Raw genomic sequence first — 13432 nt, 5'->3', positions numbered from 1 at the left:
TCGGCGGGGCTCTGCGCTCTACTTCAGTACGCTGCGGTAGACCTCAAGCGTGGTCTCCGCGATGGAGTGCCAGGAGAAATGCTCTTCCGCGCGGCGGCGTCCGGCCTCGCCCTGCTTCCGGGCGCGGGCCGGGTCGCTGACCGTCTCTGTCAATGCGGCCGCGAAATCCTGCACGAACTTTTCGGGATCCAGCGGCGTTCCCGTGCCGTCCTGGACCTGTTCCAGTGGGACCAGCGTGCCGGTGACGCCGTGGTCGACAACCTCCGGAATGCCTCCGGTGGCGCTGGCGACGACCGCGGCACCGCAGGCCATGGCTTCGAGGTTGACGATGCCGAGGGGTTCATAAATGGACGGGCAGGCAAAGGCCGTCGCATGGCTGAGCACCTGGATGAGCTCGTTCCGGGGAAGCATCCGCTCGATGAGCACCACGCCGTCGCGTTCCGCGCGCAGGTCTTCGATCAGGGCGTTGACCTCGGCACCGAGTTCCGGGGTATCCGCCGCGCCGGCGCAGAGCACAACCTGCACCTCGGGCGGAAGCAGCTTGGCCGCACGCAGCAGGTACGGCACGCCCTTTTGGCGCGTTATCCGGCCCACGAACACCACGCTGGGACGGGACGGATCAATACCCAGGGCGCGAACGGCGTCGTCGTTTTCGTCCCGGTGCCACAGTTCGACGTCGATGCCGTTGTGGACGACCTTTACCTTGTCGGGGTCCACATCGGGGTAACTGCGCAGGATGTCGTTCCGCATTCCGGCGGACACCGCGATGATTGCCGCCGCGGCCTCGTAGGCAGTCTTCTCCACCCAGGACGAAACCGCGTAGCCGCCGCCGAGCTGCTCGGCCTTCCACGGGCGCAGCGGCTCGAGTGAATGCGCGCTTAATACGTGCGGAATGTTGTGTAACAGGCTGGCCAGATGTCCGCCCATGTTGGCGTACCAGGTGTGTGAATGGACCAGGTCCGCGCCCTCGATGCCCGCGAGCATTTCGAGGTCAACTCCGAGTGTCTGGACCGCGGGATTGGCCTCGTTCAGGGACGCCGGAACCGCATAGCTGCGCACCGTCGCCCCGTGGAAGTCAGCCGGGCGGTCAGCCCCGAAGGCGTGGACACGCAGATCCACTTTGTCTGCCAGCACACGGCTGAGCTCGGCCACATGAACACCGGCGCCGCCATAGATGGCAGGGGGGAATTCCTTCGTCACAATATCTATCCGCACGAAACCTAACGTAGTGCACCCGGGGGTTCTCCTCTAGTCTGAAGTCGTGGGGGACTTCATAGTTGGTTCACGGACGAACTAAGCGACTGAACGGGGAAGATGCAATGCCACAGAAGAAAGTTCTCGCCGTAGTCTTAGCAGGCGGCGAGGGCAAGCGGTTGATGCCATTGACGGCAGACAGGGCCAAACCGGCCGTGCCGTTTGCCGGCAGCTACCGGCTGATCGATTTCGCGCTGTCCAACCTGGTCAATTCGGAGTACCGGAAGATTGTCGTGCTGACCCAATATAAGTCGCACAGTCTTGACCGGCACATCTCCGAGACCTGGCGGATGGCAACCCAGCTGGGCAACTATGTGGCATCCGTGCCGGCGCAGCAGCGCCGCGGCAAGAGCTGGTTCCTGGGCAGTGCCAACGCTATCTACCAGTCGCTGAACCTGATCCATGACGAAAATCCGGACATCGTCGTCGTAATCGGTGCGGACCACGTGTACCGGATGGATTTCTCCCAGATGGTTGAGGACCATATTGCCAGCGGGGCACCGGCCTCCGTCGCCGCCGTCCGCCAGCCGCTGAAGCTCGCTGACCAGTTCGGCGTGATCGAAACCGACCCGCAGGCGCCGACACGCATCAAGGCCTTTGTCGAAAAGCCCGCCAGCACCCCGGGCCTGCCGGATGATCCGGACAGCTTCCTGGCGTCCATGGGCAACTACGTGTTCAATACCGATGCGCTGCTGGCTGCCTTGGAAGCCGACGCCGAACGGCTGGACACGAACCACGACATGGGCGGGGACATCATCCCGTATTTCGTGAACCGCGGTGAGGCTGCCGTCTACGACTTCACCGCCAACGACGTGCCCGGTTCGACGGCTGCCGACCAGCAGTACTGGCGCGACGTCGGAACGCTGGATTCCTACTACGACGCGCATATGGACCTGATCAGCCCGCTTCCGGCATTCAACCTGTACAACCTTGAGTGGCCGATCTATACCCGGCAGTCCGTCTCCCCGCCCGCCAAACTGGTCCGCGGGGTCAGCGGGGCCGCCGGGACCGCGCTTGATTCGATCCTGTCCCAGGGTGTTGTGGTCTCCGGTGCCGAGGTCTCCGGTTCGGTTCTCGCCACTAATGTCTTTGTGGCCGAGCGGGCGGAAGTGTCGGACAGCGTTCTGATGGACAAGGTGACCGTGGGCGAAGGCGCTGTCATCCGCCGGGCCATTCTGGACAAGAATGTGCACGTGCCTGCCGGCGCCAGCATCGGCGTCGACGCCGAGCTGGACCGCGCGCGCGGATTTACCGTGACCGATTCCGGGTTGACGGTGTTGAGCAAGGGCCAGGAGGTCCTGCTCCAGAACCCGTCGCCGGTGGCTACCCCGTAGGCTCCTGTCCCCCGGGTTCAACGGACGGAGCCCGGGGGCAGTAAACTTGGCAAGGCCCGGTATCAATGCGGGCCATCCCCTGCCAAGTCTTCCGGAGTGAAACAGCACCACATGAGCAAGCCAGACCTGACCCCGGAAGAAATCGCCGCGTGCGTGAAAGTGCTCGAGCAGATCCATGTCCTGGATGAGGACCATCCGGACTATGTGGCAGTGCGCCGCGCCACCGGGAAGATGTTCAAGTCCGTCAAACGGCACCGCAAGATCCAAAAGCGCGACGCCGTTGCTGCCGCCGACCGGGAGGTCATGTCGCGGACTGCTACCGCGGCCGAGGACCGGATCGACGACGAAACCCAGGGGCTGCAGCTGACCTCCTCCGCCCGGGGCGACGTGGCCGGACATCTGATCCGGCCGCGGAACTGCTACATCTGCAAGCAGCCGTACACCCAGGTGGACGCCTTCTACCACCAGCTCTGCCCCGAATGCGCGGCATTCAGCCACGGCAAGCGGGAAGCGCGGGCCGACCTGCACGGCAAGCGTGCCCTGCTGACCGGCGGCCGCGCCAAAATCGGCATGTACATCGCCCTGCGCCTGCTGCGCGACGGCGCCCACACCACGATCACTACCCGTTTCCCGAAGGACGCGGCGCGCCGCTTCATGGCGTTGGAAGACAGCGCGGACTGGATCCACCGGCTGCGCATTGTCGGGATCGATCTGCGCGACCCGGCACAGGTCATCGCCCTGGCCGATTCAGTCGCCGAAGCGGGACCGCTGGACATCCTGATCAACAATGCCGCCCAGACCGTGCGCCGCTCCCCCAATGCCTACCGTCCCCTCGTCGACGCCGAATCGGAGCCGCTGGCTGCCGGGGCCGGCACCGTCCCCGAACTGGTGACCTTTGGCCACGCCCATGACAAGCATCCGATCGCCCTGGCCGGCTCAGTTTCCTCCCACCCGGTGCTTGCGGCGGACGAGATCACGGCCCTGGCATTGACCGCACGTTCCGCGACGCCGGAACGGATCAGCAACGGAACAGCGATCGACGCCGGTGGACTGGTCCCCGACATCACGCACATTAACAGCTGGACGCAGGTTGTTGACCAGGTGGATCCGCTGGAAATGCTCGAAGTCCAGTTGTGCAACGTGACGGCGCCGTTCCTGCTGGTCAGCCGGCTGCGCCCCGCCATGGCTGCCTCGTCCGCGCGGCGGAAGTACATCGTGAACGTGTCCGCCATGGAAGGGCAGTTCTCGCGTCGTTACAAGGGTCCCGGCCACCCGCACACCAATATGGCCAAGGCATCGTTGAACATGCTCACCCGAACCAGCGCGGAAGAAATGTTCACCGAGGACGGCATCCTGATGACCGCCGTGGACACCGGCTGGATTACCGATGAGCGGCCGCACCACACCAAGATGCGGCTGGCCGACGAAGGTTTCCACGCCCCGCTGGATCTCGTCGACGGTGCTGCCCGTGTCTACGATCCCGTGGTCCAAGGGGAGGAAGGCGTGGATCTCTACGGCTGCTTCCTGAAGGACTACAAGCCATCACCATGGTAGATCCAGATACAAAGTCTGAACGTCGTGCTTACCTAGGCTTGCTGTTGCCGCCACTGTTCAACCTCGGCCAGCAATTCGCGCCGGCGCGTGTCCGTCAGGAAGGCTGACCTGACGGAGTTGGCGGCCAGATCGGCTAGCTGCGCGGTGCTCAAATCGAAGGCCGCGCGCACCTGGCGGAAATTCTCGTCGATATAACCACCGAAGTAGGCTGGATCATCCGAGTTTACGGACACGTTCAGGCCGCGCTGCAGCATCTGCGGCAGAGGGTGCTCGGGCAACGTGTCCACAGCCCGCAGCCGCACATTGGATAGCGGGCATACAGTGAGCGGAACCTGCTCGGCGATGAGGCGCTCCACCAGTTCCTCGTCCTCCATGCACCGGATGCCGTGGTCGATCCTGTCCACCGCCAGCAGGTCCAGCGCTTCGCGGATATAGTCCGGCGGCCCCTCCTCTCCCGCGTGTGCCACGCATTTGAGGCCCGCTTGGCGGGCCCTCTCGTACAGTGCCACGAAGTTCCGGGGCGGGTTGTCCCGCTCGGCTGAATCCAGGCCGATACCGATGATCGGTACTTCCATCTCAAGCAAGTCGTCCAGTACGGCGAGTGCCTCTTCCGCGGGGCGATCCCGCAGGAATGCGGCTATCAGCTCTGTGCTGACTCCGAATTCGGATTCACTCTTCGCCAACACTTCGGCAACGGCTCCCACCGAGGTGGCCAAAGGGATTCCGCGGGACAGGTGGGCCTGCGGGTCCATCATGATTTCCGCGTGGCGGACCCCCGCGGCCGCCGCCCGCGTCAGGTACGCCCTGGTCATGTCGGCGAAATCATCCGCGGTCCGGAGTACGGCCATATTGCTGTAGTACAGGTCCAGGAAGGACTGCAGGTCGATGAACTCATAGTGCCGGCGTAGCTCTTCGATATCTCCATACGGCAGCTCGATGCCGTTTCGTTCGGCTAGCCGGAAGATCAGCTCCGGCTCCAGCGTTCCCTCGATGTGGATGTGGAGTTCCACGGTAGGTAGCTCGCTCATTTCGCTCCTCTGCGTCTTCATGCCAGCCGGGTTACCTCGACCTGCACCTTGAGTTCGGACCGGCCGCCGCCGGAGAGTATGCCCTTCAGCGGAGAGACATCGCGGTAGTCCCTGCCGCGGGCCACGGACACATGCAGGTCGCTGATCGGGCCGGCGTTGGTGGGATCCCAACTGCGCCATTCTCCGTCCCACCACTCCAGCCAGGCGTGGGACTCCCCCGTTACCGTCTCGCCGATCCCCGCGTCCGGCTTGGGATGCAGGTACCCGGAGACGTACCGGGCGGGAATACCGAGGCCGCGCAGCGCGCCGATGCCCAGATGTGCCAGGTCCTGGCAAACGCCCTTGCGGTGGTTCCACACCTCCTCAGCGTTGGACTGCACCCCGGTGACGCCGGGGACGTACTGCATTTCCGCCTTGAGCCAGGCCATCAGGGCGTGGGCGGCCTCATGCGGCGGCAGTCCATCCGTCAACTCGCGCACCGATCTCAGGACCTCCTCGCCAGGCTCGCTGAGAGGGGTCTGGGGCAGCCAATCGGCGTAGTCGTCCAAGACCGGATCGGACCGCAGCACGTACCAATCCGCCGTTTCCTCCGCGGCCGGAATCCTCTGGCTGCGATGGACTTCTACTGTGGTCAGCGAGGTGACTTCGAGGAAGTCGTGCGCCGTCTGCATATCGAAGGCCGTGACTCGGGTGCCCCAGTAATCGCGGTAATTGCTGACGACGGCGCTCGATGGGCTGACCGTCAGGGATGATTCCAGCACCACTTGCTGGGAGTCGGTGAGGGGCGTCATCCGTGCCTCGTTGTAGGAGAGCGTGACGCTGCGGTCGTAGCGGTACCCGGTCCGGTGTTCGATGCGCAGCCGGCTCATGAGACTTCCCCCACCCAGGACAGATCGATGGGCTGGGCGAAGTAGGTCCGGGTGACGGCATCGGAAGCCTGGGCGCAGGCCCTCTGGACGCGGTCCATGTGCTCGGGCAACTCGGCCAGCAGATCATCGGGCTGGTGGAACTCCAGGAAGGTGCGGGCCTGGCCAACAATCCTGCGCGCGTCGTTGATGAAGCCGATCCGCTGATAGGACGGATCCAGGCGCTCGAGGGCCTTTTCCGCGTCGCTGAGCGCGTAGACAATGGACCGCGGAAACAACCGGTCCAGCAGCAGGAACTCCGCGGCCTGTTCTTCACCTGAGGCCCCGCGCCGGGTGCGCAAGAAGGACTCGTAAGCTCCCGCGCAGCGCAGCATGTTCACCCAGGACAGCCCGGCAGAGAGCACCCCTTGGGTGGAGAGCATGCGGGCCGTCATGTCCGCCCTTTCAAGGCTGCGGCCCAGGGCGAGGAACTGCCAGCTCTCGTCGTGGCTCATGGTGGTATCGGCCAAGCCTTTGATCATGGCGGTGCGTTCCAGCACCCAGTGGCAGAACCGGTAGGTGCCCACCACGTCCTTACGGTGCTGGCTGAGCCCGTACCAAGTGGTGTTCAGCCCTTCCCAGAGCGTTGAGGAGACGGTCTCGCGCGCCCGGCGGGCGTTTTCGCGTGCAGCCCCGAGCGCACCGGCGATGGAGGTCGGACTCACCCGGTCATAGGCCAGCTTGTTCAGCAGATCGCCCAGGCCGAAGTCGTCACTGTCCGGGCGCGAGCCCATGATCCCAAGCAGTTGCCGCGCCACCAGGCGCTGCTCGTCCGGCTGCAACTGGTTCAGCCGCTCCAGATTGACGTCCAGAATGCGCGCCGTACCATCGGCGCGTTCCACATACCGGCCTATCCAGAACAGGGATTCCGCAATGCGGCTCAGCATCGGTTCGTGCCTCCTTGGTTCAGTGTCACAACGTCCTTTACTGTTCCGGCTGGCTGTCGGGCCAGTTTGAATCCACCGGCCAGACACTCGCCTGTTCCCGCGCCGGCGGGGCAGGCACAACGGCAGGACTGCCGGTCGTTTCGACCTGCGTGTCCGACGAATCGTCGGCGAGCACCCAGGTGTCCTTGGACCCACCGCCTTGGCTGGAGTTGACGATCAGCGACCCCTCCTTCAGCGCCACCCGGGTCAATCCGCCGGGCAGCACCCAGACGTCGTCGCCGTCGTTAATCGCAAAGGGGCGCAGGTCCACATGGCGCGGGCTGAACTGGCCGCCGGACATGGTGGGGACCGTGGACAGCTGGAGCACCGGTTGGGCAATCCAGCCGCGCGGATCCTGGAGAACCTTGGCGCGCAGCGTCTCCAGCTCCTCTTTGGTGGCATCCGGCCCGATCACGAGTCCTTTGCCGCCGGAACCGTCCACTGGCTTGACCACCAGTTCATCGAGCCGGTCCAGGACTTCTTCGCGGGCCTGGGGTTCCTCCAACCGGAAGGTGTCCACGTTGGGAAGGATAGGCTCTTCGCTCAGGTAGTACCGAATCAGGTCCGGCACATAGCTGTAAACGAGTTTGTCATCGGCGACGCCGTTGCCCACTGCATTGGCGATGGTCACGTTGCCGGCCCGGGCCGCATTGACGATGCCGGGGCAGCCCAGCATCGAATCGGACCTGAACTGCAGCGGGTCGAGGAACTCGTCGTCGATCCGCTTGTAGATCACGTCCACGCGCTGCTCGCCGCCGGTAGTGCGCATGTAGACCCGGTTGGCACGGCAGATCAAGTCCCGGCCTTCGACCAGTTCCACGCCCATCAGTCCGGCCAGCAGGGTGTGTTCGAAATAGGCGCTGTTGAAAACGCCGGGAGTGAGTACGACGACGGTCGGATCCTCAGCGCCGGCAGGTGCGGTTTTGCGCAGCGCCGTCAGCAGCCGCCGCGGGTATTCCTCGACCGGGCGGATGGGCTGCTGCCCGAATGCCTCCGGCAGGCCCTTCGCCATGGCGCGTCGGTTCTCGATCACGTAGCTGACGCCGCTGGGAACGCGGACGTTGTCCTCCAGGACACGGAAGGTGCCGGACTGGTCCCGGACCACGTCGATTCCGGCGATATGCACGCGCACGCCTCCGGCCGGATCGAAGCCGTATGCTTCCCGGTGGAAGTTGGCGCTGGAGGTGATGAGCTTGCGCGGAATCACGCCGTCCGCCACCACCGACATCCGGTTATAGACGTCGTCCAGGAAGAACTCCAGTGCCCGGACCCGCTGGGTGACGCCGCGCTCCAGGATGTTCCAGTCGGACCCTGAGATGATCCGCGGCACGAGATCCAGCGGAAAGGGCCGTTCCTCGCCGGCGAAGTCGAAGGTGACGCCGCGGTCCAGGAAGGTCCGGGCCATGGAATCTGCCCGTGAGGTGACATCCGCCAGCGTCAATTCCCCCAGTGCTGCCGCCACATGCGCGTACTCGGCGCGCGGCATCTGGCCGGCGCCGAACATCTCGTCGAAGGCAGGGCTGCGTTTCGCCGCGGTGGCGTAGTCCTCAAACAAGTCCGACATGGCAAAAGCGTTTCACGTATTTGGCTCCGGCACACGCTTTTGCTCCACAACAGCGTGTTTACCGCGGACCAGTGCGCTGGCCACCATGGTTAAATGGGCCGGGTGAAGAACGAGAATCTTAGCCGGTCCGAGGCCCGCCGACGGTCAGAACTCATCGAAGTCGAGAACTACGATGTAGCGCTGGACCTGCGAGGTGTCCTGGACCCGGAGGCAACCGGCTACATTTCCCGCTCCGTCATCACGTTCAAGTGCAATGAACCGGGAGCCGGGACCTTTGTGGACTTTATCCACGATGGCATCCACTCGGTCATGCTGAACGGGATCCAGCTGGATCCGAACGCCGTCGTGGACGGCTCGCGTATCCACCTCGCGGACCTGGCCGCCGAAAACCAAGTCACCATCGTCGGTACTGCCCCTTACAGCCGCAGCGGCGAGGGACTCCACCGGTTCGTGGACCCTGCGGACGGCCGGATCTACCTGTATACGCAGTATGAGCCGGCGGATGCCCGCCGGGTCTTCGCCAACTTCGAACAACCTGACCTGAAGGCCAGCTTCACCTTCAATGTCGCTGCGCCGTCGGACTGGCAGGTGTCCTCCAACAGCCCGCTGGCGGTGTGTGAGGAGATGACCTCTACGCCCGGATTCTCGATCCGGCGCTTTGCCCCGACCGAGCGCATCTCCACCTACATCACCACGGTCCTCGCCGGCCCGTACCACTTCGTCGAGGACAGCTGGAAGCGCACCCTTGCGGACGGCACCGAACTGGAGGTCCCGTTGGGGGCCTATTGCCGGGCATCGCTGGCGGAGGCTTTCGATGCGAAGGAAATTCTCACGCTCACCAAGGCCGGACTGGACTTTTTCCACGAGTTGTTCGAGTACCCCTATCCCTTCGGCAAGTACGAGCAGGCCTTCGTGCCCGAATACAACCTCGGTGCCATGGAAAACCCGGGGCTGGTCACTTTCACCGAAACCTACGTCTTCAAATCCAGGGCCACGGATGCCCAGTACCAGGCACGCGGAAACACCATCATGCACGAGATGGCCCACATGTGGTTCGGCAACCTCGTCACGATGCAGTGGTGGGATGACCTCTGGCTCAAAGAGTCCTTCGCCGACTACATGGGCTCGCTGGCGCTGGTGGAAGCCACCGCGTGGAAGGACGCCTGGGTCGCGTTCGCCAACCGCCGCAAGGCCTGGGCCTACGTGCAGGACCAGCTGCCCACAACGCATCCGATCGTCGCCGACATCCGGGACCTGGAGGCCGCCAAGCAAAATTTCGACGGGATTACCTATGCCAAGGGCGCCGCGGTGCTCAAGCAGTTGGTCGCCTATGTCGGCTTCGACGCCTTTATCGGTGCCGCCCGCCAGTACTTCCGGGACAACGCCTACTCGAACACCAGCCTTGATGACTTCCTGACCGTCCTCAGCGACGCCTCGGGGCGGGATATGCGCCGCTGGTCCTCCCTGTGGCTGCAGACTGCCGGCATTTCCACGCTGGTTCCGGAGACTGAGTACGACGGCGACCGGCTGGCCCGGGTGCGATTGGTCCAGGAGGCAATGGATCCCGTCACCGCCCGGACCGTAGAGAGGCCGCACCGGCTCCGGCTCGGTTTCTACAACTTCGACGCCGGTGGTGCCCTGGTGCGGACCGATTCCGTGGAGCTGGACCTGGCCGGAGCGGCGACGGACGTTCCGGAGCTCGCGGGGCGGCCAGCCCCGGCGCTGCTGCTGGTCAATGACGACGACCTGACGTACGCCAAGGTCCGGTTCGATGCCGCCTCGCTGCAGACCGTGCTCTCTGCCTTGGACAAGATCACCGATCCGTTGGCCCGCGCCCTGTGCTGGTCAACCTTATGGAACATGACCCGCGACGGGCTGCTGGCACCGGCAGACTACCTGGGCGCCGTGGAACGCTTCGCTCCCGCCGAATCGGACAACGGTGTGCTGCAAATGCTGCTCGACTGTGCCAGGACAGCGCTGGATCGCTACCTGCCCGCAGTTGAGCGGACGGTACAGCGGGAGCGCTTTGTTGACTCCGTGCGGCTGGAACTGGGAAAGGCCGCGCCCGGCAGCGACCAGCAGCTGACCTGGGCCCGGTCCCTGGCCGCATTATCCCGCTCGACCCCGCGCTATGCCGGCTACATCGCAGACCTGCTGAACGGCACTGAAAGCGTTGCCGGGCTGACGCTGGACACCGACCTGCGCTGGCGTTTCTGGCAGGCACTCGCCGCCACCGGCCACGCCAGCCAGGAGCAGCTGGACACGGAGCTGGCGGCGGACCTGAACGCAGCCGGCAGAGCAGGGCACCTGACAGCCATGACAGCGCGTCCCGATCCTGCAGTCAAGGCGCAGGCTTGGGCTGACGCAGTGGCCGGCTCCGAACTGTCCAACCAACTGCTCGATGCGACCATCGACGGCTTTACCGCCGCCGACCATGAACTGTTGGATCCCTACGTCGAGCCGTACTTCCAGAGCATCGAAAGCGTCTGGGCGCAGAAGAGCATCGAGATTGCCAGCCGCATTGTCAGGGGTTTCTATCCCCTTGCCCAGGACCTCGAGCCGGGCGCCGAGCCGCGGCAGCACGCCGTCGTTGTTCGTACGGACGAATGGCTGGCCGGCCACAGCGACGCGCCGGCCGCCCTGCGCCGGATCGTCATCGAGCAGCGCGACCATCTGCTCCGCGCCCTGACTGTGCAGGGGCGGCAGTTGGTCCAGGCATTCTGATCAGGTTACCCAGGCCACGTTGACGCGTGAGTCTGGGAGGTAGACGCAGTAAGTCCCAGTCCGGATGGTCCGCTCGAGGTGCTCCGCCAACGGCGGGTCGTGCTCACGAATCCGGTCCATGGCATGGCGGATTGCCCGGGTCACGCTGACGCGGGCGCGTTCGGATGCGGAGCCGGCGCGCCGGCCACGCCCGCTGAGTCCGACAGCCCTAGATAGCTCGCGGATGAGGAACTCGCGTTCCGCCTCCGCCTGGACAACACGCCCGCGGTCCCGCATGAGACGGGCCTCATCGAGGTCCTCATCGATCTCCGCAAGTCGCCGACGATAGGCGTTCTTCGCCTGGTCGTCCAGCATGGGGCCTGCGTCTCCCCAGCCGGAAGACGGGAGCTCGGGATCAGGCAGACCCGCATGGACCGCAGCTGGATCAGTCCCGCTCGATACGAGGTCGAGCACGTGGAACTCCCTGCCGGGATGTGCGAGGAGCCGCGCCAGATAGTGAAGCCCCTTCAGATCGCGCAGGGCAACAGTGTTTTCCTCGAATGAGATGAACCAGTAGTCGCCTGTCCGGCGGAGGGAGTTGGGCCCGCTTTTGCGTTCTTCTGCCTGATGGCCCGCTCTAAGGATTTCGACGGCAGCATCGGCAGCCGCCTGCTCCAGGCCGGCACTGATTTCATCCCCCGCAGCGCGGTGCGCCTGTGCGAGCCCGGTGCGCGCCAAGGCGACTTCGTAAGGTGCTCCTACCAGGCTCCACAGCTGCACGGCACTCTGGAAGGCACTCCGGGCTCCGGGCACCTCACCGGCGGCGAGCCGCACTCGTCCGTTCGCCATAGCCGTACTGGCAGACAATGCCCTGCTCTCGAACGAGGCGGCTATCTGGGCAAGTTCGTCGGCGGAGTCACGGGCGGCCACGAGGGCTCCGGCCGCCGCTTCGATCTCGACGCTTGCGGCCAGCAGCGGAGCCCGGCGTAGTGCGGTGTTCGGCGGGAGTTCCTTGGAAGGGACGGTCACGGGATGTTCGAGTGAGTCCCGGATGGATGCGGCCGCCAAAGCCACGTCGCCCTGAGCCAGCCGCACAAGGGCGAGGCCCGGTTCCGGATCCCAGCCAGCCTGGCGAGCTGCGAGGAAAGCTTCCTCCGCACCGTTTAGATCGCCTAACTGGTATCGCGCGCGGCCCAATTCTGTAAGTGGCCACCCGAACTCGCGCCGAAGATATGGCCGGAGCTCCGCGCACGCCGCCAGGGCCACCTGCTCCGCTTCGGCGGTTGCCCCGCGAAGCCGCAGGATCTGGGCACGGTGGACACGGCAGCGACCATGGGTGCTGCCGATACCGTTTCCGTGGCGCCACCGCTCCATGGCCTCCGTCCACTCCTCGGCGAGGTCGTACTGAGCGAGCCCCTGGAGCATGCACACGAGCTCGCAGTAAACCATTCCCGTCGACATGGCATCCAGTTCACCGGAGACGGCGGCCACCGCGGCTTCGTCGACAAGTATCAGGCCCCGGCGGACGTCCCCCTCCAGAATTACCGCGTGGGCCTCTGCCACCCTGCCGACGGCAGCCGCTGCCGGGTTGCAGCTCGAACCCACCTCGACCGCCCGGGCGGCCCATTCGCGCGCGGCGCCGACGTCGCCTATCATCAGGCGCTCGTAGCTCCTGATGACCGCCAGCCAGGCATGGACCGGCGTCTCCTCCTGGCCCGCCAAGAGCCGCTCTGCCCGTTTGACCCACCCGCGGATCGGCGCCATCAGAGCAGTATCCATGAGCAGATGCAAGGCTACGCGGGCCGCCGCACCGGCCGCTGCGATCGGGTCGCCGAGGCGCACAGCCTCCGCATGCGCGCGTTCCCACGCCTCGATCGTCACGTCGAGATGACCGGCGCCATAGGCGGCTTCGGCCAGAAGCCCCAGGTCCTGCACCGAAAGTCGGCCGCGCGCGTCCAGTCCGACGAGCAGGTCGTACGCCTGCGACCACTCGCCGCTGGAGTATGCCTCGCGCGCCTGCTCCACCAGCGGCGCTTCGGCGTCGTCGTACATCGCTCACCGATCCCCAGCCATGCCTGCTCAGACCCGGCCCCGGTGTAACACCGGGGGTTACCCATGTAACAGTGTTCCCCACGCGTAGGGGTTTACCAAGCCCGATCTCTGG

At 65.1% G+C, this 13432-nt stretch carries 9 protein-coding genes; 3 read left to right on the top strand and 6 right to left on the bottom strand.

All coding sequences use genetic code 11. The features are described 5' to 3' along the window. Positions 1–18: 18 nt before the first annotated feature. Positions 19–1215 (bottom strand): glycogen synthase, encoded by a 1197-nt coding sequence (glgA, locus tag AC3A4M_RS10095; RefSeq protein ID WP_498735644.1) that lies wholly within the window; start codon positions 1213–1215, stop codon positions 19–21. Positions 1216–1319: 104 nt separating this feature from the next. Here glgA and glgC point away from each other — a divergent pair, with 104 nt between their 5' ends. Together glgC and AC3A4M_RS10085 are read left to right on the top strand one after the other, a co-directional pair. Then, positions 1320–2588: a glucose-1-phosphate adenylyltransferase gene (gene glgC, locus AC3A4M_RS10090; protein ID WP_498735643.1), complete on the top strand. Its 1269-nt coding sequence runs from the start codon at positions 1320–1322 to the stop codon at positions 2586–2588. A 111-nt stretch (positions 2589–2699) separates the two neighbouring features. Next, a complete protein-coding gene (locus AC3A4M_RS10085) occupies positions 2700–4142 on the top strand; it encodes an SDR family NAD(P)-dependent oxidoreductase (RefSeq protein WP_498733919.1) in 1443 nt (480 codons plus the stop codon). A 32-nt stretch (positions 4143–4174) separates the two neighbouring features. Here AC3A4M_RS10085 and AC3A4M_RS10080 read toward each other — a convergent pair whose 3' ends face one another. The 4 genes from AC3A4M_RS10080 to AC3A4M_RS10065 are packed head-to-tail and all read right to left on the bottom strand — an operon-like array spanning position 4175 to position 8565. Continuing rightward, positions 4175–5170, bottom strand: coding sequence for an adenosine deaminase (locus AC3A4M_RS10080; protein ID WP_498735642.1), 996 nt, complete (start codon positions 5168–5170; stop codon positions 4175–4177). A gap of 17 nt (positions 5171–5187) precedes the next feature. Then, complete coding sequence (locus tag AC3A4M_RS10075) at positions 5188–6039, bottom strand: transglutaminase family protein (RefSeq protein WP_498735641.1); 852 nt, start codon at positions 6037–6039, stop codon at positions 5188–5190. Next, positions 6036–6962 (bottom strand): alpha-E domain-containing protein, encoded by a 927-nt coding sequence (locus tag AC3A4M_RS10070; RefSeq protein ID WP_498735640.1) that lies wholly within the window; start codon positions 6960–6962, stop codon positions 6036–6038. Before AC3A4M_RS10070 ends, AC3A4M_RS10075 begins: the two co-directional genes overlap by 4 nt. Positions 6963–6999: 37 nt before the next feature. Next, a complete protein-coding gene (locus AC3A4M_RS10065; RefSeq protein WP_498735639.1) occupies positions 7000–8565 on the bottom strand; it encodes a circularly permuted type 2 ATP-grasp protein in 1566 nt (521 codons plus the stop codon). Positions 8566–8667: 102 nt separating this feature from the next. On the opposite strand from AC3A4M_RS10065, the gene pepN reads away from it, so the two are divergent. Continuing rightward, the gene (pepN, locus tag AC3A4M_RS10060; RefSeq protein WP_498735958.1) at positions 8668–11289 is read left to right on the top strand and encodes an aminopeptidase N; all 2622 of its coding nucleotides are present in this window, start codon (positions 8668–8670) and stop codon (positions 11287–11289) included. Here pepN and AC3A4M_RS10055 read toward each other — a convergent pair whose 3' ends face one another. Further along, a complete protein-coding gene (locus tag AC3A4M_RS10055; RefSeq protein ID WP_498735638.1) occupies positions 11290–13320 on the bottom strand; it encodes a hypothetical protein in 2031 nt (676 codons plus the stop codon). Positions 13321–13432 lie beyond the last annotated feature (112 nt).

Source organism: Arthrobacter sp. Soil_C_60 (assembly GCF_057656375.1).
Note: the sequence above shows the minus strand (reverse complement) of the source record. Positions and strands in the feature narration are given on the sequence as shown.